A 21,600-nucleotide genomic window follows, 5' to 3' on the forward strand; every position below is an offset into this window, starting at 1 on the left:
CAAGCTGGTAAGACCCCTCATAGACGATGAGGTTGATAGGTTCGGTGTGGAAGCGCGGTAACGCGTGGAGCTGACGAATACTAATCGGTCGAGGACTTATCCACACATTCTTAGCAATCATGCGTATTCAGTTTTCAGGGAATGAGATAGCCATCCGAGCAGGATGGCTTTTTTGTGTGTTTTTATTCCATGTGGGGCTTCCGTTGGCCTTTTTGCAATCATACCTCCAGCCACCAAATCCCCGCGCATTCCGGCAAAGTTACTAGCTTCTCTACAACGACTTTGTCCGCAAGTTCATCTCCAAAGAAAAATCTTGCTAGCCGTTCTGCTTCTTCCAAGTTTGCAAATCGATAGTCCAAGCGAATCCATTTGTGAGAGAAACCGTATTTGCTTTCTAACAAGGAATAATACTGCGTAAGAAATTCGGGTGGATGAGGTGTTTCATATCCAGTCCCCATCGTCTCCATGATGACGATCGTGCCACCAGGACGAAGCACGCGCTTCATCTCCAGAATGATCTTTTCAAGATTGAGCTCGTTGTTGGGAACTTCAGAACTGGTGAGGTAACAGACCGTCCACCCTGCTACGATGACATCCGCGCTGTTATCGTCCGCGGGAATATTTCGATGATCCGCTACGCTGGTTTTCCAATTGGAAAGACCGGCTTGCGTCAGCTGTTGTGTATTCACTTCTAGCATGGAAGCGGAAGCATCCAGAGCCAGAATGGAATTGGCATGAGGGGCAAGCACAGACGTAAGTCTACCTGAGCCAGCTCCCAGATCGATCACGTCCTGTCCTTTGATAGGGGTGATTTCTTCGATGACAGCGAGCAGACTAGATTGTCTGGAAATCATCAAATCGTACTGTTCCGCTTGAGTTTTGTAAATTTGTTCGTGGTTTGGCATCGTTCATCCTCCAGTTACTTGATCGTACTGGAAAATATGGTAAAGCCTCACGCCACGTGAAGGTCAAGAGATAGAAAAAAGGATTCCGCCTGCAAGTCTTATGAGCGACAGGGGAATCCTTCTTTTTCATTTAGGAACGGACAGAAATTAAATCTTTCGCCAGCGCTACCATTTGATCATGAAGGGTAGGGTCCAGTTGATTGCTTCCGGCGTGGTACGCGAGATGATACAAGATTCCTTGATCATAGAACTCCATCTCATGGGCGTTTGTGACGATCAGATTTACTGCGTGATTTTTATCATCATATTTGTAAAAGTTATACACATAAGAGCTGTTTGTCGTAATGATATGATGATAGAAAGTGATATCGTCGGTCAATGGCTCGACGCGCATGACGTTCCCAAACGAATCCAGTCCAGAAGCAGATGGCTTCACATGGGCCAAGGGGTTTTCATCTGTCTCCGTCATACGTACGATGAAGAAGTCTTGCGTAAGAGGGACTTCGTTATCCTGCGCGTATGTCAGCTGTAGCTGGTGTCGTATTTCTTTTTCGGAGCCTGAGGAGAATGAGACGAGATAGGCCAACTCTTTTTCGACAGGAAAAGGCAGCTTCGTTTTATCCAGTTGCTTGATGCGGCTTTGGAGAGACGAAGGCAATAGCGGTGTTATTTCCTGAATACTCATCGGCTGGTAATGCTTCACGTTTTCAGGATCTTGGGTCAGTCTGTGAATTTCGCTCTGGGCAAAAACATCTCCGCCAGCTTTTACGAGACCAGTGGAAGAGGAGCAACCGCCAAGCAATAGAAACAGGCTCACTGCAAGCGAACACACAGCTTTTGGTCGAAAATTTCTCAAGGCTTTCCTCCTATTACGCCTCCGCCCCCTTCGTTTGATTGACGAGACGAAGCATTTTATTCCCGACGTTGATTGCTGCTTGAATAATGTAGCCAGTCGTAAACGACAGCACGACTGTTCCGTAATAAATCGGGCCATCTAACAGGAAGCTTGCGCTAAGAAACATGCACGCCAGCAAAATTTCTGTCCGTCTGAATGTCCACTTTAATCTTTTCGACATAACCAGTACAAATGCCTCTTGGGGAGCAGTGCACACTTGTGTACACACATACAACCCGATACCGCTGCCGATGCAAATGTTTCCGAGTGCCATGGTCAGAAGCGGCGGCAATGAACGGATAGCAGCCATGAGCCCATCGATGGACCCAATCAAATCGACAAAGACGGAGATCAGCACCATGACCAAAATGGCACCGACAGAAATATAACTGCGATCCATGAAAAGGACGATGATGACAAAGGTCAGGTTAATGGCAAACATCCAGAAGCCAATCGATATCCCGAAGTTTTGATACAGGGCAATAAACAGAGAATCATACGGGCTAAGACCAAAGGATGTAATGGTCGTCATCATGTTGATCCCGAGCGCCAAAATCAATAAGCCTACGATAAACAAGAGATATTCAAATTTTAAGCGAATCACAAAACACGACTCCTTTCATTCTACATAAGGAGAGCATAAGATGTGGAACGCTTTTCAGAGCAAGCGGAATGTGTTTTGATGTATGTAATTAGTACTGATCCGACTTCGAGGAGTAATCTGAGTGGCTAACATAAGAGAAATCGCAAAATTGGCAGGTGTATCCGTTTCAACCGTTTCCCGTGTGCTAAACAACCATCCGTACGTGAATGAGAAAAAACGCGCGGAGATTCTCAAGATTATTGAAGAACAAAATTATGTTCAAAACAGTAATGCGGTGCACCTTTCTACCGGAAAAACGATGGTCATCGGTGTGACATTGCCTCTCGTCAATAACCAATACTACAGCTCCATTATTGAAGGGATAGCAGCAGAAGCAGCCCAGCATCATTACAAGCTGATGGTGTGCCAAACGAATAACAATCCCGAGCAAGAACGCAGCGTTTTACACTTGCTCAAAAATAAAAAAATCGACGGGCTCATCATGTGTTCCAGATCCAGCTCTTGCGAAACGCTCAATGAATACGCAGGATACGGACCTATCATCACGTGTGAAGCAAATGATACCACATCTGTTTCGAGTGTTCATATCGACCACTATCAAACGTTTCTGATCGGGATGGAGTATCTGATGAAGAAGGGGCATCGCCGGATCGGGTATTGCATCGGCAGAAAGAACAGCTTTAACAGTCAGCATCGCAAACGTGCCTATTACGAAAAGCTACATTCGATTGACGTGACACCCTCTCCTGAGTGGTCATTTGAAGAGTGTTTAACGATCCAGGACGGCAAGGATGTCGTGAGGAAATTGCTGCAATCAAAAGAGCGGCCGACAGCAATGATCGTATCGTGCAATCATATAGCGGCAGGGATCATCAAAGAAGCCAGCAGATGGGGGATTCGCGTACCGGAAGACTTAGCCGTAGTCGGTTGCGATGATCAGCCAATCGGAGAATTACTAGAGATCACCACTGTATCCAGCTCCAGCATGTCGATGGGAAAATACGCATTTGAGATGCTCCATGAGCGGATTTGGACACAGCAGTTGGATGGGAAAAAGGAAGAGAAGGAACTGTCGCCCGAATTGGTAGAGCGGCTGACGACGTAAAGCCAGAAAGATAGCACAGTTGATCAAAAAAACGCTCGGGATCTCCCGCATAATAAAGAAAAAATAGGTGAAGGAAGTCAAAGATGGACACGTACAAGCGGATTCAGGACGCGATTGATTTTGTTGAAGAGCATCTTCAGGAAGAAATGAACATCACTGATATTGCTTCACGGGCGCATTTCTCTGCGTTTCATTTTCAGCGGCTGTTTCAGGCAATCTCAGGCTTCAGCGTACAGGAGTACATTCGCAAGCGCAGGTTGTCGGAAGCTGCACTTGCGCTAAAACAGACAAGTGAGAATGTGCTCGAAATTGCTGTGGCCTATCAATACCAGTCGCAGGAAGCATTGACTCGCGCTTTCGAAAAGCAGTTCGGGATTACACCTGGAAGATATCGCAAAGAAAATCATTCGCTGCCTTATCTAGCCAAGATGGACTTCTTGGCCTTTCGCCAAACGATCAAAGGAGAGATCACGATGAACAAACCGACGATCACGACATTGGATGAAATTTTAATCATTGGGCGCAGATACCGAACGAGTTTGCAGGAGGAAAAGTATTTCACGGACATCCCGGGCTTCTATCAAGCGTTTGGCAGCAATCAAGATTTTTTGCGGATTCCCAATAAAGCGGCGGCAGACATGTCGTACGGAATCTCCTGCGAATTTGAGGATGACGGTAGCTTTTCCTTTGTTGTAGGAGAGGCTGTGCATGGCTTTCCAGAAGAACTGCCTGAGGGCTTCATTTCACTTGCGCTGCCTTCGGGGAGATATGCGGAGTTCAAGGTGAACGGGGAGGTCGATCTTGTGCAAAACACACGCAGGTACATTTACGGGACGTGGTTGCCGAATTCGAATTACGAGAGAGGCGAGGGACCCGATTTCGAAGTGACAGATGTGTGGGGCTCTCGCTTCCCAGATGCGATAAAGATGAGCATCTATATTCCGCTAAAATAGCCACTGGCTCGCGAATTTTACATGACCTTCACACGCCATCCATTCCAGCTTTATACCTGTTTGCTATAGTGTAAATGTAAGAGCGAATGTACAGGAGGCGGGTAGGGTGGAAGTGCGGATTGAGCGCGTCGTAAGAGATGATTTTGCGGAAATGATTACGTTGGCGGATATGACATTACCCGATCGAATGAACTTGCATGAGCTGAAAAAGTATATGGAGCTGTTTCCTGAGCTGATTTTCAAGGCGACATACAACGGCCAGCTCATCGGTTTTAGCTGTGCCGGAATTGATATGTATCAGACGACTGGCTGGCTTCTGTTCAGCAATGTGAGCAAGGAGTTCCAAGGGCAAGGCATCGGCAAGCGGCTAATCGAAGCCAGACTGCAAGCCCTGCGCCAGTTTCCAACACTTCGTACCGTGCAGGTTACGGTGAGTGAAACGAATGCATCCTCTATTCGTGCGCTGTCTGCCTATGGCTTCCGTCTGGCTCATGCTGAGCAGAATTACTACGGGCCGGGCAAGCATCGGAATTTGATGGAGCTGCCTATTTTGCCTATGATTCAACCAGAAAAAATAGAGACGTCCATTGTGACTACTTAGATGGATTCATGAAAAAAGCGGAGGAGCTAAAAACTTGCCGCTTTTTTGTTTTTCATATGCTGTATCGATGCCGTAGTGGAGGGAAGAAGTGCATTTCCAGTCTGCGCTTCGGCCTACGCCCCGCAAAGGGGATTGACTGGCCGCTCCGAAATGAATAGCGGGAGCGCTTCAAACGTTGAAGTTTCGAGGAAGTATCTCATAAGTGAAGCTGAAATTCCCCTCTATTCATTTCTACGCTGGGTAGGGCTCCAGAGGCGCTTGGACTGGAAATGCACTTCTTCCTACGGGGCTTCGGGCTCCACATCTGTTGGAAGACAACAATAATTACCGCTTCGTAGCAATCAGCAAAGCAGCTAACACCTGCTGCCCAAACGCAGTAATCTGCGTCCCTTGCTTCTTAACCCCAATCGAGACGCATCCAGCTCGATCCAGAACGGTCAGCTTGTGTCTGATTTGGGCTTCAGTCATGGAGGGACCCTCCATTCTCGCGAGCAGGGCACTGCGTCCAATCCGTTCCTGACGCTGATAGCAATCGGACAGTACTTGCAGGATCGCCGCGTAGTCTACCAAGGAGCCTTGCCTGGATAAATACCGGATTGTATCTTCCAACTTATCATCCCGGTGAGAGAGAAGTGGCTGAGTAGAGACATGTCCCGCAAAAAAACGCTCTGGCAAATGAGACAGCTCCACCTGATTCCCCTCTGCGATGACGACTGCATAGTGAATGAAATTTTCCAGCTCGCGAATATTGCCTGGCCAATCGTAACGGAGTAGCTGTTCCGTCACTTCTCGTGAGAAGGACAGACGCTGCTTTTTTTTCTGCAAGAAATAATCGATCAGCACCAAAATATCATCGGGACGATCACGCAGGGGCTGGATGTGCAGAGGCAGAACGTTCAGTCTGTAGTACAAATCCTCGCGAAATGTCCCTTTTTTGACCATTTCCATCAAGTTGCAATTCGTAGCCGCGATGACGCGGACATTGACTGGAATGACGCGATAGCCCCCTACGCGCATGACCTGCTTTTCCTGGAGAACGCGAAGCAATGACGCCTGAATGCTAAGCGGGGCATCCCCAATCTCGTCCAGAAAAATGGTTCCGTTGTGAGCCAGCTCGAATAGCCCCATCTTTCCGCCTTTTCGTGCCCCTGTAAAAGAACCCTCCTCGTACCCGAACAATTCGCTCTCTACCAAGCTCTCGGTCAGCCCTGCAAAATTGACGGGGACGAACGGACCGTCACGGCGCGTCGAGTGTTGATGGATGGCTTGGGCAAAAACTTCTTTCCCGGTTCCGTTTTCCCCTGTAATGAGAATCGTAAAGTCACTTTCGGCAAGCTTGGTCGCGACTCGCTTGTTGGCCTGAATAGACGGGCTTTTGCCGATGATATTGTCAAACGAGTACTTGGTCATTAGTCCGAGATTGGCACTCTTCGTCCGTATTTCCTGTTCGATCTGCTGTACCTTCGTCACGTCCTGAAAGGTAATGACAGCGCCAAGAAACTGATCATCCAAGAACGTGGGAATCTTGGTAACCAAGAGGTACAAATCGCGGTATTCCAATACTTGCTTCGTTACTTCCGTGTGTGACTCGACTACTTCCAGAATAAGAAATTCAGGAATGACTTCTGCTACATTTCGCCCGATGCAAGTTGCTTCAGTCATATGCAAAATTTTCTCGGCTTCCTTGTTCAGCACAGTGATATTCCCTGCGGCATCTGTACCAATAATGCCTTCATGAACGGCATTTAAAATGGAGCTCAGCTTTTCATTCAGCTTCCGTTCATTGTGTACCGAGTTGGTCAGCTTGCGCCCGATATGGACGAAATCACTGATGAAGTCAGCCGTGTACAGGTTTGCCTTATCTGGAGACAGATCAAGCAGGCGCGAAATATCAAAGATCGTCGTCAAATCCAAAGGGCGGTGCCCCAACTCAATGACGTTTTCGAAATGAGCAGGAATCAGCTCCCTGAGCCCATGACAGACAGCGACATCTATTTGGTCTTTTTCAGGGAGCGGAGTCTCGGTATCGGGTACGTAGGGTACAAATGTCAGATGAGAGAATCCGAGATGAAACAGTAGCTCGATCGCGCCTTCTACCATTTCGATAGAGTTGGAAACAAATAGACAGCGCGTTCCTGGCGGCAAGTCCATGAGTTGATCCAATTTGTTAATGTCAATCGTACGCCTTGCTAGCAGCACGGGGATGTCTGGTTGAGGAACTGGCTGATCTTGCAAAAGACTGGTATCAGAAACAAGGATGAGATCAACTTCATCGTACACACTCGGGTGAAGCCGTTCTTGCATGTGGTTTCGAATGATGGCCAAGCGGTTTCCGAAAAAAGACGTGAGCGTGTTTGCAAACAGCAAGCTGATCGTCTCCAGCCTGGTCATCAACAAGATGCATGGTTTCTGTTTTATCATGATGCGACTCCTTTATATCTGCCGAAAAGCTTTTAGATTTGGGTGAAAATATTGGATCAGATATCCGTAAAAACAACCTATATTATAACCTAAAAATCCTTAATTGTTCAGAAATGCTTAACTTTTATAACAATATGGTTTTGGCACAAATCTTGCTATACATTCGGTAGAGCAAACCAGATACTAGAGATAGACATCAGGGAGGATGATGAATCGGATGAATCCGTTCTTATACATGGACGAGCATCGCGACGAAATAGTGCGAACATACAAAGATTTGCATCAATTGGCGGAGCCGAGCTGGCACGAGGAGAAAACGGCGAGATATTTGCGGGAACGCATGGGGGCGGCCGGTATTGCCGTCACAGGCTTCGAGGGGCACCACGGCTTTTATGCGGAGATTCCTGGAGAGAGTGCTGAAATCGTGGCATTGCGCGCGGATATGGATGCACTTGTGCAGGAAGTGGACGGCGTGGTGAGACCGAATCACTCATGCGGACACGATGCTCACTCGACACTTGCTCTCTACAGTGCCCTGGCTATTCAAGCAAGCGGGGTGGTGCCGCCGAAAACGATGCGCTTTCTATTCCAGCCTGCTGAGGAGAAGATGGGCGGAGCCTTGCAGATGATGAAGGATGGTGCCCTCGAAGGCGTGACAAAGCTGATCGGCGTCCATCTGCGCCCGGAAATGGAAGTCCCGTATGGCAGCGCTGCTCCAGCGATTTTGCATGGATCGTCTAGCTCCATCAGGGGGACGATTACAGGTCTACAAGCTCACGGAGCACGTCCGGCGCTCGGAAAAAATGTCATCGAAGCCGCTTCGTTTTTGGTTCAGGCGTTGCAAAACATTCGTTTGGAAGACGGATGCTCTTTTTCCGTGAAGATGACTCAATTGCAAGCAGGGGGAGAAACGGTGAATGTCATCCCTGATCGAGCGACCTTTAGCCTCGATGTACGTGCACAGTCCAATGAAGGCATGGCCGAATTGCGAAGAAAAACCGAGCATGCCATGAGTCAGACAGGGGCTTTGATGGGCATGGATGTCGAGTGGGAATGGTCGGGAGTCACACCCGCTGCGGTCGCCAATGCGAGCATGATCCAAGTAGCGCAAAAGGCAATTGGGCAAGTGCTGGGTGAGGACAAAGTTGCCGATATATGTGTGACGCCAGGCGGAGAGGACTTCCATTTTTACGCGATCCACCGCCCTGAGCTGGCTACCACGATGATTGGTCTGGGGTGTGGGCTCACACCTGTTCTGCATCATCCACAGATGACTTTTCAGACGGATGCCTTGATTTATGGGGCAAAAATCATGACAGCTGCGATTTATGAAGCAGCCCAACATTCTTAGAGAAGCGCTACACACGCAGGGGGTTACCTTATGACAGAGAGCAAGCAACTAAAAAAGAAAAGCTTACTTCGGCTAGACGCCTACGTCCTTTTGTTTTGCATTTTACTCCTATGTGCGTTGGCTACCTATGTGGTCCCGACTGGAGAATTTGAGCGTGTAAAAAACGGCAATGTTACCACGGTTGTACCGGGTAGCTATCATGCGGTGGAGCCAAATCCTACGGGTTTTATCGAGTTTTTTACCGCGATCCAGACAGGGATGGTCAAAGGGGCGCCGATCATCTTCCTCGTTTTGTTCACAGGCGGTGCTTTAGCTGTTTTGGATAAGACAGGTGCACTCAACGCAGCGATTTTGACTATGGTCCGAAAACTGGGAAATAGAGAGTGGCTGCTGGTTATTTTGATCACTTCCGTCTTTTCCGTACTGGGTACGTTGGGTGTGATCGTCAACTCCGTCATTGCCTTCGTTCCACTCGGCATCATGATTGCGAGAGCGATGAAAATGGATGCAATCTTCGGTGTGGCTCTGATTTATCTGGGGGTGTATGCCGGATTTAATACGACAATCGCTTTTCCGGGAACACTGGGCTTGTCCCAAGAAATTGCGGAGCTGCCGCTGTTTTCGGGTATCGGATACCGCACCATCATTTATGTTACGTTTGTGACCGTTACCATCCTGTACATCGGGCGTTACGCGCGTAAGGTTCGTCAAAACAACAGTATCTTGGAGGGTGAGCTCTTTCCTTCCGATAGTGGTTCAACCACGATGGAAGTAGACACGAAAAATGTTGATTTTACTACTCGTCACAAATTGATCCTTGCGTTTACGGGGATCGTTCTGATTGGTTTTATCGTCTGCACGATCTTGTTCAAATGGGACGTAAACGAGATGTCCGGAATCTTTATTTTTATTGCGATCGGGGTAGGCTTGCTCAACAAGATGAGTGGCAACGATATCGCCAAAACGTTCTTAAAAGGCTGTCAAGGGCTGATTTATGGGGCTTTGATTGTCGGTATGGCACGTGCGGTCACGGTCATTTTGGAAGATGGGAAGTTCCTCGATACCATCGTGTACGGGCTTGCTACCGTTCTGGAGCCGCTTTCCCCGATGGCTGGGGCAATTGGGATGTTCCTCGGAAGCGCCGGGCTGCACTTCTTGATTTCGTCCGGTTCAGGTGAAGCCGTTATGTTGATGCCGTTGTTGGCACCATTGGCTGACCTGATGGGCATTACGCGCCAGGTAGCAGTCGAGGCACTGATGCTCGGAGAAGGTGTGGTCAACTGCATTAACCCGACCTCAGGTGTTCTGATGAGTATTTTGGCGATGAGTGGCATTTCTTACGGCAAGTGGCTGAAGTTCATGCTTCCACTCACAGCGGTATGGACAGTCCTCTCCATCGTATTTATCGTGATCGGGGTCCTGATTAACTGGGGCCCGTATTAATCCAACATTCGATGACAAGAAAGACCTGTCCTCTGCCAGCTTTCTGATGCTAGAAAAAAATCCCCCAACGGCTACTAGCTTTGGGGGATTTCCTTTTCTCTATTGACCAATGATAATGCGTTCTTTCGGATAATGGTAGCGTACGATTCGGTCATTGCGCTTCAAGAAGAGGAGCAAATTGATAATCCCGATACGTCCGATCATCATCGTAATAATCAGAATGAGCTTGCCGCCTATGCCCATCTGAGCCGTTATCCCGGTAGACAATCCGGTCGTACCGAATGCAGAGCAGACCTCGAACAAGACGTGCTGGAAAGGTAAATCCTCCAGCCAGACGAGTAGCATGACCGCTGTGAACACCAGGATGATCGCGATGAAAAAGACAGTGAAGGAGCGCTGAATGTCCTCATCAACGAGTTCTCTTCCGAACACCTTTACTTCCTTGTAGCCACGCATGTTGGCAAAAACCGAGGCAATCAGGACGAAGAACGTCGTGGTGCGTATCCCACCGCCCACGCTGCTCGGCGAGGCGCCAATGAACATCATCCCGGAGAGCATGATGAGTGTTGTGGTCGACAAGAGGCTGATATCCATCGTAGCCAAGCCGCCGCTTCGCGAAGAGACGGAGTGAAACAACGAATAGAACAACATTTCATGCCAGGTCTTATCGGCCAAAAACTGATTTCGTTCAAAAACGAAAATGAGCAGGGCACCAATGGCGATCAAGGAAAAGAACGTCAGTGTCGTAATCTTGGTGAAGAGCGAAAAGGTGAAACGCACTTTTGCACGGCGATAGGAAAAGTACGTTCTCAGTTCCACGAGGACGGGAAACCCGATCGCTCCACAAATAATCAAGATCATCACGATAGTCTGAAACACATAATCGTGGGTAAAGTCGAGCATGGAGTTTCCGTGCAGGTCAAACCCGGCATTCGTAAAAGCACTGACAGAGGCAAAGTAACCGTGGTAGAACGCGGTGTACCAGTCGTCGTAGTAGCCGGCGTAAATAAAATGACTGCCTAACAGGATGGTTCCCGCTAGCTCGATCAAGAGTGCAATCACGAGAATATTGCGCATCAGGTCGACCAGACCGGACAATGTGGAGCGGTTGTGGTCCGTCGCGATCCAGATGCGCTGTTCCAGACCGATTTTTTGGCCCATGAGGATCCAAATGAACGTTCCCAGTGTCATGATTCCGACCCCACCAACCTGGAAGAGCAACGTAAGAAAGAGAATCCCCCACTGGTTGAAAACCTCATGAATCGTAATGACAGTCAGCCCGGTAACGCTGATGGCACTCGCCGCGGTAAACAAAGAGTCAATAAAAGAAAGAGAGGCTCCCGGCAAGTGAAAAAACGGCAATGACAGAAGAAACGCTGAGATCAGAATGAGCCCAACGTAGGCGAACACGATGATTTGAACAGATGTCAATCGACGCTTTTGATTGGATGATAACAAAATAAATGGCCTCCTGAATAAGCTTCATGAGGATTATCATACCAAATAAATGAAGGGAAGCAAAAGCACGGAAAAGATCAGTTGACAATGTATCCGCAATAATGGTAAAGTTCAGAAGTATTTATTGGAAATTCAAAATATTAATGGAAAGGTGGGCTAGTCATGAAAAGAATTGTACGCATGGGTCATCCATACAAGGGCATACATGACGTAACCCCACCATTGATACGAGCGTAGTATCGTTTTTTTGATCTCGTTAACATGGCGTAGGTTACCTTTTGTAGCCTGCGCCTTTTCTATTTTTGTTGAGGAAAAGGCATGTTGCTCACGGGCGATGTGTCTTTTTTGTCCCTAAAAAAGGCACCCAGCCAGCTAAAGAGAGGGGAGAAACAAAAGATGTTCTCGGTTTTGGCAAAGCTTGATTGGTTTTTCAAGGAGCATTGGAAACGTTATACGGTCGCTATTCTGCTATTGATTCTAGGCGGCCTACTGGAGATTATCCCTCCAAAAATCATCGGGGTGGCTATTGATGAGATTCACCTGGGGACGCTAACTGGAGAGCGGCTGGTATCCATTTTGCTGTTTTTCGGCGTATTGTCTGTCGCGATTTATTGGGTCAATTTTATCTGGATTCGCCAGCTGTTCGGGGGAGCGTTTCTGGCGGAACGGACGTTGCGTTCGAAGCTTATGACGCATTTTTTGCGGATGACGCCAACGTTTTATCAGCGCAATCGTACCGGTGATCTGATGGCGCGAGCGACAAATGACCTCAAGGCTGTCTCAATGACGACAGGCTTCGGGATTTTGACGATGGTGGATTCGCTATCTTTTACAGGGGCAATCGTGCTGACAATGGGCTTTTTGATCAGTTGGAAGCTGACCTTAGCGGCGATCCTTCCATTGCCGTTCATGGCCTATATCATCAAGCAGTATGGGAAAAAAATTCACGAGCGATTTTCAACCGCACAATCCTCGTTTGGCGAGCTAAACGATCGCGTACTGGAATCTGTCTCTGGTGTTCGTGTGATTCGAGCTTACGTACAGGAAATGGCGGATCAGGAGCGCTTTCGTCAAAAAACACATGAAGTGTATCAAAAAAATATCGATGTAGCGAGAATCGATTCGTTGATTGAGCCGACCGTCAAAATATTGGTTGGGATCAGTTATATGATCGGCTTGATCTACGGTGGCTATCTTGTGTTTCAAAGAGAACTGACCTTGGGAGAGCTGGTCTCGTTTAACGTCTATCTCGGGATGCTCATTTGGCCGATGTTTGCGATTGGCGAATTGATCAATGTAATGCAAAGAGGAAGTGCCTCGCTGGATCGGGTCAATGAAACCTTGGCTTACGAAGCCGATGTGACGGATCACGACAGACCGGTTCATATTGCAGTACCAGAAGTCATTCGATTTGACTCCGTGACATTCCGCTATCCATCTGCGCAGGTTGACCAACTAGTGGATGTCTCCTTTACCCTTGGTCGGGGGCAAACGCTAGGAATCGTCGGGCGTACGGGAAGCGGGAAATCCACGCTGGTGCGACAGTTGCTTCGCGAATTTCCGGTAGGACGGGGAGCTATCAGTGTTTCGGGAGAGGCGCTAGAACAGATCAGCCTGGATAACATCAAGAGTTGGATCGGCTATGTACCGCAGGAGCAGATTCTGTTCTCGAAGACAGTCCGCGAAAACATCCTGTTCGGGAACAACGAGGCAACAGAAGAACAATTACAGGAAGTATTGAAGCAGGCAGCGTTTGCTAGGGATGTGCAACTACTGCCTGAAGGCTTGCAAACGCTCGTTGGTGAAAAAGGCGTAGCCCTTTCTGGCGGGCAAAAACAGCGGGTCTCGATTGCCCGGGCTCTTTTGGTCAATCCGGAGATCTTGATTCTCGATGATGCCATGTCAGCCGTGGATGGAAAAACCGAAGCGGAGATGATCGCCAATATTCGCCGGGAGCGTGCAGGTAAAACAACACTGATCACCACACATCGCTTATCGGCCGTCCAGCATGCAGATTGGATTCTCGTCATGGACGAAGGGCGAATCGTCGAGGAAGGTACACATGCACAGCTAGTGGAGCTGGGCGGTTGGTATAAAGAACAATTCGAGAAACAGCAGATTGAAGCGACGCTGACAGAAAGCGGGTGAATGAATGACGACAGGGAAAAGGCTAGTCCATTATGCATCCATTTTTAAAAAGACGATCCTTCTGGCGATATTGATGCTGTCCATCTCGGTTGGGGCAGAACTGACGGGACCGTTTTTGGCAAAAAAAATGATCGATACGCACATCATGGGCATTGAATTCCCGTGGTATGAGACGGCACAGCGCGAGGATTCCGTGTTATACAAAGGGAAGTACTACACGAGACAGGACCACTTGGCAGCAGGGGAGAGCACAGGTGGGGAAGTTCGTGTTTTACAAGTAGGACGCGACTATTATTTCTTGAATCAGGCGATTTCGTATGATGGGCAGCGCTCCATTGAGGATGGGAAGCTCGTCATTGTCAAAGGTGCGGATCGAGCGGAGTACCAGGCCACTCTCTTAAGCAATCAGGAGATATTCGAATTTTTTCGGCCAGAGACAAGCGGATTGCTCACACTGGCAGCTCTCTATTTCGGATTATTGGTAGTTGCCTCACTTTTCCATTATGGACAAAAATTTTTATGGCAAAAATCAGCGAATCAGGTCATCGAGAGACTTCGTATTGACGTGTTCGCGCATATTCAACGATTACCGATTCAATATTTCGATCATCTCCCTGCCGGGAAGGTGGTTGCTCGTGTCACAAACGATACGGAGGCAATCCGTGAGCTGTTTACGAATGTGCTCGGCAACTTTATTACGAGCGGGATTTATTTAGTCGGTATTTTCGCAGCCCTGTTCTTGCTTGATGTACGGCTCGCGCTCGTTTGTCTGGTCATTTTGCCAATCATGGTCGTGTGGATTTACTTGTACCGCAAGTACGCCTCTGCATTCAACCATGTCATACGGGCACGCATCAGTGACATCAACGGAATGATCAATGAGTCGATCCAAGGGATGCCGATCATTCAGGCATTTCGCAGAGAAAAGGAAACGATGCGGGAATTCGGCGAACTAAACGAAGAACTGTTCACCTATCAAAATAAAATGCTACGGCTCAATGCGACCGCTTCGTTTAACCTGGTTCAGTTCATCCGCAATATCGCGTTTGTGTTGTTCATCTGGTATTTCGGCGGAGCGTCCCTCGGTATAGGTACACTGCTCTCGCTTGGTGTCCTCTACGCATTCGTCGATTATCTCAACCGCTTGTTCCAGCCGATGACACAAATCGTCAACCAACTGGCGAACCTGGAGCAATCTCTCGTTGCGGCATCACGTGTTTTTGAACTGCTGGATGAAGAAGGCGTTGACGTTGATCCTGTAAAGGTTCCGTGCTATCAGGGGAATGTCCGTTTTGACGATGTTTCTTTTGCCTACAAAGACGACCAATATGTGTTGAAAAACATTTCATTCGAAGCTTGGCCAGGAGAGACAGTGGCACTGGTTGGTCACACAGGCTCGGGAAAAAGCTCGATTATCAATCTGTTACTCCGCTTCTATGATGTTAACAGAGGAGCGATTATGATTGATGGGCGCAATGTCCAGTCGTTTTCCAAACAGCAGCTTCGGCAGCATATGGCTATTGTTTTGCAGGACCCGTTTTTGTTTACAGGAACAATTCGTTCCAATGTGAGTCTGGATGATCCGTCGATTTCGCCGGAAAAAGTGGAGAAGGCCTTGTGTGATGTAGGGGCAGACCAACTGTTCCGCAGTCTTCCGCAAGGATTCGATGAACCTGTTATCGAGAAGGGCAGCACGCTTTCACTCGGACAGCGTCAGTTGATTTCGTTTGCGCGTGCTCTCGCGTTTGACCCGGCTATCCTTATTCTGGATGAAGCGACTGCCAGCATTGACACGGAAACAGAGGGCATTATTCAAAATGCACTTGAAGTGTTGAAAAAAGGGAGAACGACCTTCATCATTGCTCATCGCCTGTCTACGATCAAAAATGCAGATCAAATTCTCGTACTGGATCGAGGCAGAATTGTAGAGCGAGGAAAGCATGAAGACTTGATGGAGAAGCAAGGCAGGTACTATCAGATGTATCAATTGCAGCAAGGGAACAAAGAAGTGCGGGTGCAAGAGGCAGTAGGTAAGCACGGGAGCGCCGCAGCTCTTACCTAGTTTTTTCTACTCTTTTCGCTTCTTGAACGGTAAGATAGAGCATAGAAGTATGGACTTTTCAGGAGGGATCATCATGCCACATCTTATCGTTCGAGGCATTCAAGCTGAACAAATGGCTACGATTAGCGAACCGCTTGCAGTGGAGCTTGCTGCACTCTGCCAATGCGGTACAGACAATTTCACAATCGAATGCTTGCATACAACAGGCGTTTTTGGCGGGAAGATCGTGGAGTCGTTTCCTTTTATTGAAGTAGCATGGTTTGAGCGGGGACAAGAAATTCGTGACCAGTTTGCCCAAATTGTAACGAAGCATGTCTTATCTCTTGGCATCCTAGAAGTGGAAATGGCATTTGTCGCTTATCAAAAAGAAAGCTATTACGCCAACGGAGAGCATTTCTAAAGAGCAGCCGACAGGTGCTGTCGATTTCCCGGGAAAGAATAAAGACATTCGACAAAAGTATAGACAAACAAATGAATGCAAGCATGGAATAAGGGTGTTCCTTCCTGTAGTACGAGGTTCTTCGTACGAGACGGGTGGAACACCCTTTTCATTTTATTAGCAGAACCAAAAATTTCTAAAATAGGTGTCACAAACAAAAGATGCCAGTTGTTATTCATAGTGAGAGGAGGGCAAACCGTGGAAAAAACAGAGATAGAGCGCCTGCTGATCGAAATAAAAGCGGGTTCTCTTGAGCAATACGAACTCATCATCGATCACTATCAACAACCGATCTTTACATACTGCTATCACATGCTCGGTCATCGCCAAGATGCGGAAGACGCTGTCCAGGAAGTTCTGTTTCGTGCCTACGAGCATCTTGACCAGTATACGTACTCGCTGTCATTTTCTGCATGGCTGTACCGGATCGCTTACAACCATTGTGCGAATGTACTAAAGCGCAGGAAATTAAGTCGCGTGTTGCCCTTTTTGTACAACCGTGATCAGGATGGACGCAATTATGTCGAGGAGAGCATCGACAGCAATTATCTCGGAGAGCCGATCGAGCGTATTTGGAAACGGCTGTCCGCTGAAGAACGAACACTCATTTTCCTGCGTGTGCTAGAGGAAAGAGAGTACGAGGAAATATCGGAGCTGATGGACAAAAATCCTGCGGCTCTGCGCAAGCAATTCGAACGCGTTTTGAAAAAGTGCAAACGTTATTTGCCAACGATGGAAGGGGTGGCCGCTAATGGACAAAAATCCGTTTAATCGCATGCAAGACATGCTGAGAGCGAAGCCAGTCCCGAAAGTCGATGTCAAACATAAAGTCATGGCAGCAATTCGCGCCAAGGAAAACAAGGAGGAGAAAGTCGTGAAAAAGAAAATAGGTTTGCTAGTCACTGTAGGTATGCTCGTCGGAGCGTCTTCTGTATGGGCAGGAGTAGAAATGATTCAATTGAAAAATGAGAAGGGCGAAGTAGTGCTAAAGCTTAAACAAATGAGTATGGAAGAACAGCAACAAAAGATGCAACAGCTCCCCCCTGACATAAAGGATCAGATCAAGAATCGAAATGCAGAGATTTTTAAACAGTTGGATACGGGGGAACAAATCGTCAATGGATTAAAACCTGGCGAAGCGGTTGCCATTTATTGGCCGCTGACAAAACTTCAGTTGGAATCAAATCCAAACAGTACTCCGTTCGTAGATGTTCGATCCAAGCCTTTTACCTATACAACGTGGAAGAACATGGAACAAAAGGTTGGCCATCTGTTCAAGGTACCGGCAGAGCTGGGGATGGATTTCAAGTTTGTAGCAGGTGAAGCGATCTATCTTCCAAGTGACAAGTATGATGAGAAAGCGATGAAAGAGGAACAAGAAAGAACGAAAAAAGAATACGTGGTACAACCAATTCCATTATCAGACAAGCTTCGTGATGCAGAGATTGAGTACAAGGGCCAAAAAGGAAGTGCTTTCTTAGAAGTCTCCATCCTGGGTGACAACAATAAAAGTGGAGGTACACTTGCGGAGAATTTGGAGAAAGTCATGATTGACGACAATGAAGCCGTGTACTCCACTTTCGTACCTGAAAATGGGGACACCGTTCACTCTTTGGATTGGGTGAAAAATGGGACAAAGATTAACTATAGCTTGAGAGCCAAGATGAGTGTAAGTACGAAAGTAGAGCTGCTGAAAATGGCGGAACAAATCAATCAAGCAAAATAATGAGAAATTCCTTCAGAGAAAGTGGCATCCAAAGACGAGTTGATCAAAACACCGAGCAGATCAACGATACGAAATAACCATATTCCTAAAAGAGGAGTACCACAAAGCACAGTTTGGCTTGTGGTACTCCTTTTCTTTCGCTAATTGCTTACATCACGTAGCTTGTTTGCCTTTTTGCCCATCAACTGTTTCAAGCCATCCATATTAATCAGGATAATCCCGACAATAATCGTGATTCCCCCTGCTAACGACAGGAGATAAAGCGGTTCATTGTACAGGATGACGCCCAAGCTTAAGGCAATCAACGGAGAGATATAGAGCCACGTGGATGGAAACACAGGGTTGGTTTTGGCAACAAGCCAATAGAAAATGGTGTGCCCCATCATGGAACCAACGAAGACCAAGTACAGGAGCGAGAGGATCGCATTAGCCGTGAGCATCGATTCGATATGCACTTGCTCTGTAAATAACGATAAAACAAGCAGTATGGCTCCTCCATACATCATCTGTGCCGCATTCAAAGCGATGGGTGAGGTATCTTGAAACCGTTGGATGACGCTCCGGGAGTATACTGCACCAGCAGAATAAAAGATTTCCCCGAATACGACTGCCATGCACCCTGCAAGCCAAAGGAGACTGAATGAGATGGTCACACCGGGTAAAATCAGCAAAAAGACACCGACAAAGGCAACCAAGCAACCCGCCAACGCAATACCGGGGGGCTTTTGCCGAGTAATACCGGTCTGAAGCAGCATCACCATGAGAGGGCCTGTTGCAGATAATATCGCTGCAATTCCTGAACTTACATGCTGCTCTGCCCAATACAAGGGGGCAAATGTCCCGAACGTCAAACCGATACCGGTAAGGAGCATTTCTTTATGAAACAGCAGCGAGAGACGCGCCTGTTTTTTCCAGAGCATAAATGAAAACAAAATGACACCTGCCAGAAAGAACCGAAGTCCTCCTGAGAAAAACGGCGGAGCTCCAGCATCGATCCCGACTTTGATTGCCAGAAAAGTCGTTCCGAATATCAAGCACATGACCACATAATTAAGCAGTACCATTATGATTCCTCCCTTTTCCTCATCATAAGGGGAAGGGAATAGAACAGATGAAATAGAATAGAACAGATACAAAGATCCATCCATTATCATGGGGGAAGGGGGGAGCGGCATGAAAAGGAAGGCTCTTTCAAACAGTCATTCTGATAAGCTGTTCGAACAAGTGTATGATTATCTTCTGGACCGAATCAGACGCGATGAGTGGAGGGCACATGAAAAGCTCCCATCTGTTCGAACGTTGGCGTTGGAATTGAATGTGCATCGCCTGACGGTTTTTAAAGCATTTCAATTATTAAAGCAAAAACGCCATGTGTACGTGAAGGATAAGTCGGGGTATTATGTACAACCGAGCAGCCTGTTGCCAGTGGAGTCGATGAATGATCCAATCGTTTCTGCCTATGTGCACAAGAGTTATCTTTCGGAAATTCATCAGGTGCAGGCGACCTATCAATTTTCCAAAGCATTGATCGAACCTAATTTATTGCCGAATCATTACTTTTCCGAGTACGTGAAGAAAGTGTTTGATCTGTATCCAAAAGTGCTGGGTACCTACTCAACCACACAGGGAGATCAGGAGCTGCGGGAAGCACTGTGCAGCTATTATGTTAGCCGTAATCATTTTCACCTGACCCCCGATGAGCTGATGATTACATCTGGTTCGCAGGAAGCGATTGATTTGGTTGCCAGAGTCCTTGTAAAGCCGCGTGATGTCGTGTTGATTGAGAGACCTACGTACAGTCCGGCCATCGATGTATTCGGAAGACAGGGCGCCAACATGATTTCCATCGAGATTTCGCCGGATGGCTATGATTTGGAGCAGGTTGAACTGTTGATGCAAAAAGAAAAACCACGCCTGTTTTATCTCAATCCGACCTTTCATAATCCGACAGGGTATACGGTTCCCGCTGAACAACGGAAGAGACTGGTGGAGCTGGCTGCGAAGTATCAGTGTCTGATCGTAGAGGATGATCCGTGCCGCGATATTTACTTCGGTGACGAGCCTCCACTGCCGTTTTTTTCTTACGACACGGCAGGCTATGTCATCTATCTGCGAAGCTTTAGCAAGTACATCGGGCCGGGGTTGAGTATTGCGACTGTGGCATGCCGTCCATCTATTATGAATTATTTGATTCAGGCGAAATCACTGTCCGACAGTGGGGCGCCCCTGCTGAATCAAAAGATTTTTTTGCATTATTTCTTCTCCGAACGGATGCAGCAGCATTTGGCGAAGCTGCGGATTGCATTGGCCATTCGCCGGGATATCATGGAGGAAGAGCTGTCTGTGACCGACTGGGAGTGGTCCAGTCCACCAGGAGGCTTTAATTTATGGGTGAAGCTGCCTGATTCCGTCCCGATGGATAGTCTTTTGGCGAAATGCATAGAACAATCGATTACGTTTGTGCCCGGTGCGATCTGTGATCCGCTGCGGGAGTTAAGCTCTTGGATACGCATCAGTTATTCCTATTTGAATGAACAACAGTTGCGGGATGGAATGCAAAGACTCGTCAGTACGGTTCGTCAGTTGAATATAGAGGAATAGGAATGAAGCAAGGCTGCCGACATTGATGGTCGACAGCCTTGTTTTTGGTGATTTTATAATTTGCTGACTAGATCGAGATGATTTACCAGCTCTTCTGGCTTCGACAAGAAAGGCGCATGATCGGCTTCCATTGTAAACACCTTGCTGCAAGGTGTTTCTGTATTCATTCTTCGTTGGAAATCGATTGGAATTGCGTTGTCTAATGTTGTTTCAATATAGATGCGATCGACACTTCCGAATTTCTCTTCCGTAATTTGTACTGGTTGTGTAAACGGCGCGAGCGCTTGGGGACGGCAACGCTTCATCGAAGCCAGCCGCAGTGTCTCATCCTCAACCGCGTTGAAAAATGTTTCTTCTACAGTCTCGAGCTTTGGAGCCAGTGTCATGTCGGCTTCATTCAATTCGAATTCCGGGCCTTTTTCTCCTTCTGACTTGCTTATGAGACTTTCCCCGTTTTTCGGCAAGAATGCGCAAAGGTAGACGAGCTTATCAATTTGGTCATGTGCTTTTTCAGCGGTTTGCGTAATGACTACGCCACCCATGCTGTGTCCGACAAGGATTACTTTTTCGTTTTGTTGCTTGATCAGGTCGGATACTTTCTCTACGTAGAGATCCAGTGTCACTTGCTCTGGAGGTGTCATGTCTTGTCCACTTCCAGGTAAGTCCAATGTCGCGACCTTGTGTCCCAATGCTTCCAGCTCAGGTTTTACTTTTTCCCATACCCATTCACCTTGGCATGCTCCATGAACCAATACATACGTACTCATATACATACATCTCCTTCGTTTCATGATGATCGTTCGTTAGTGTTAACGAAGCGATTTCTGCTTAACCAGCGTGTTCTTGTGTTCGTGCCTCTTGAGTGCAATAATAATAAAAATCTGTATC

General features: G+C 47.5%; 18 protein-coding genes and 1 rRNA gene (1 of these 19 only partly in view). 12 read left to right on the forward strand and 7 right to left on the reverse strand.

The features are described from left to right. Positions 1–104: ribosomal RNA gene (locus tag FO446_RS04490) — 23S ribosomal RNA — on the forward strand; it begins 2,825 nt to the left of the window's first position. A gap of 114 nt (positions 105–218) precedes the next feature. Here FO446_RS04490 and FO446_RS04495 read toward each other — a convergent pair. The 3 genes from FO446_RS04495 to FO446_RS04505 form a co-directional block, all read right to left on the reverse strand. After that, positions 219–905, reverse strand: coding sequence for a class I SAM-dependent methyltransferase (locus FO446_RS04495; RefSeq protein ID WP_237900002.1), 687 nt, complete (start codon positions 903–905; stop codon positions 219–221). Between the two features lie 130 nt (positions 906–1,035). After that, the gene (locus FO446_RS04500; RefSeq protein WP_237900003.1) at positions 1,036–1,761 is read right to left on the reverse strand and encodes a hypothetical protein; all 726 of its coding nucleotides are present in this window, start codon (positions 1,759–1,761) and stop codon (positions 1,036–1,038) included. Positions 1,762–1,774: 13 nt separating this feature from the next. Then, positions 1,775–2,404 (reverse strand): YczE/YyaS/YitT family protein, encoded by a 630-nt coding sequence (locus FO446_RS04505; RefSeq protein WP_173611219.1) that lies wholly within the window; start codon positions 2,402–2,404, stop codon positions 1,775–1,777. A 121-nt stretch (positions 2,405–2,525) separates the two neighbouring features. Here FO446_RS04505 and FO446_RS04510 point away from each other — a divergent pair, with 121 nt between their 5' ends. The 3 genes from FO446_RS04510 (at position 2,526) to FO446_RS04520 (ending at position 5,063) form a co-directional block, all read left to right on the forward strand. After that, positions 2,526–3,509, forward strand: a complete 984-nt coding sequence (locus FO446_RS04510) for a LacI family DNA-binding transcriptional regulator (RefSeq protein WP_221868367.1) — start codon at positions 2,526–2,528, stop codon at positions 3,507–3,509. An 83-nt stretch (positions 3,510–3,592) separates the two neighbouring features. Further along, complete coding sequence (locus FO446_RS04515) at positions 3,593–4,462, forward strand: AraC family transcriptional regulator (protein WP_237900004.1); 870 nt, start codon at positions 3,593–3,595, stop codon at positions 4,460–4,462. A 106-nt stretch (positions 4,463–4,568) separates the two neighbouring features. After that, on the forward strand, positions 4,569–5,063 hold the full coding sequence (locus tag FO446_RS04520) for a GNAT family N-acetyltransferase (RefSeq protein WP_221868365.1): 495 nt from the start codon (positions 4,569–4,571) through the stop codon (positions 5,061–5,063). Between the two features lie 324 nt (positions 5,064–5,387). Here FO446_RS04520 and FO446_RS04525 read toward each other — a convergent pair whose 3' ends face one another. Further along, on the reverse strand, positions 5,388–7,484 hold the full coding sequence (locus tag FO446_RS04525) for a sigma-54 interaction domain-containing protein (protein WP_221868364.1): 2,097 nt from the start codon (positions 7,482–7,484) through the stop codon (positions 5,388–5,390). A 217-nt stretch (positions 7,485–7,701) separates the two neighbouring features. Here FO446_RS04525 and FO446_RS04530 point away from each other — a divergent pair, with 217 nt between their 5' ends. Both FO446_RS04530 and FO446_RS04535 read left to right on the forward strand, forming a co-directional pair. Then, positions 7,702–8,835 (forward strand): M20 peptidase aminoacylase family protein, encoded by a 1,134-nt coding sequence (locus FO446_RS04530; RefSeq protein ID WP_237900005.1) that lies wholly within the window; start codon positions 7,702–7,704, stop codon positions 8,833–8,835. Between the two features lie 30 nt (positions 8,836–8,865). Further along, positions 8,866–10,278, forward strand: a complete 1,413-nt coding sequence (locus tag FO446_RS04535) for a YfcC family protein (RefSeq protein WP_221868362.1) — start codon at positions 8,866–8,868, stop codon at positions 10,276–10,278. Between the two features lie 99 nt (positions 10,279–10,377). On the opposite strand, the gene FO446_RS04540 is transcribed toward FO446_RS04535, so the two are convergent. Beyond that, on the reverse strand, positions 10,378–11,736 hold the full coding sequence (locus FO446_RS04540; protein WP_232774761.1) for a TrkH family potassium uptake protein: 1,359 nt from the start codon (positions 11,734–11,736) through the stop codon (positions 10,378–10,380). 396 nt (positions 11,737–12,132) lie between these two features. Here FO446_RS04540 and FO446_RS04545 point away from each other — a divergent pair, with 396 nt between their 5' ends. The 5 genes from FO446_RS04545 (at position 12,133) to FO446_RS04565 (ending at position 18,111) form a co-directional block, all read left to right on the forward strand. Continuing rightward, entirely contained in the window at positions 12,133–13,884 is a 1,752-nt protein-coding gene (locus FO446_RS04545; RefSeq protein WP_232774762.1) for an ABC transporter ATP-binding protein, read from the forward strand. 4 nt (positions 13,885–13,888) lie between these two features. Then, the gene (locus FO446_RS04550) at positions 13,889–15,946 is read left to right on the forward strand and encodes an ABC transporter ATP-binding protein (protein ID WP_232774763.1); all 2,058 of its coding nucleotides are present in this window, start codon (positions 13,889–13,891) and stop codon (positions 15,944–15,946) included. 73 nt (positions 15,947–16,019) lie between these two features. Continuing rightward, positions 16,020–16,346 (forward strand): DUF1904 family protein, encoded by a 327-nt coding sequence (locus tag FO446_RS04555; RefSeq protein ID WP_232774764.1) that lies wholly within the window; start codon positions 16,020–16,022, stop codon positions 16,344–16,346. A gap of 237 nt (positions 16,347–16,583) precedes the next feature. Beyond that, the gene (locus FO446_RS04560; RefSeq protein WP_173611230.1) at positions 16,584–17,156 is read left to right on the forward strand and encodes an RNA polymerase sigma factor; all 573 of its coding nucleotides are present in this window, start codon (positions 16,584–16,586) and stop codon (positions 17,154–17,156) included. Further along, complete coding sequence (locus FO446_RS04565) at positions 17,137–18,111, forward strand: hypothetical protein (RefSeq protein WP_237900006.1); 975 nt, start codon at positions 17,137–17,139, stop codon at positions 18,109–18,111. The genes FO446_RS04560 and FO446_RS04565 overlap by 20 nt, the downstream gene beginning before the upstream one ends. A 140-nt stretch (positions 18,112–18,251) precedes the next feature. Here FO446_RS04565 and FO446_RS04570 read toward each other — a convergent pair whose 3' ends face one another. Next, the gene (locus FO446_RS04570) at positions 18,252–19,175 is read right to left on the reverse strand and encodes a DMT family transporter (RefSeq protein ID WP_237900007.1); all 924 of its coding nucleotides are present in this window, start codon (positions 19,173–19,175) and stop codon (positions 18,252–18,254) included. A gap of 109 nt (positions 19,176–19,284) precedes the next feature. On the opposite strand from FO446_RS04570, the gene FO446_RS04575 reads away from it, so the two are divergent. After that, entirely contained in the window at positions 19,285–20,712 is a 1,428-nt protein-coding gene (locus FO446_RS04575; protein WP_237900009.1) for an aminotransferase-like domain-containing protein, read from the forward strand. A gap of 53 nt (positions 20,713–20,765) precedes the next feature. On the opposite strand, the gene FO446_RS04580 is transcribed toward FO446_RS04575, so the two are convergent. Then, the gene (locus FO446_RS04580; protein ID WP_173611234.1) at positions 20,766–21,479 is read right to left on the reverse strand and encodes an alpha/beta fold hydrolase; all 714 of its coding nucleotides are present in this window, start codon (positions 21,477–21,479) and stop codon (positions 20,766–20,768) included. Positions 21,480–21,600 lie beyond the last annotated feature (121 nt).

This window comes from Brevibacillus brevis (assembly GCF_022026395.1).
GTDB lineage: Bacteria > Bacillota > Bacilli > Brevibacillales > Brevibacillaceae > Brevibacillus.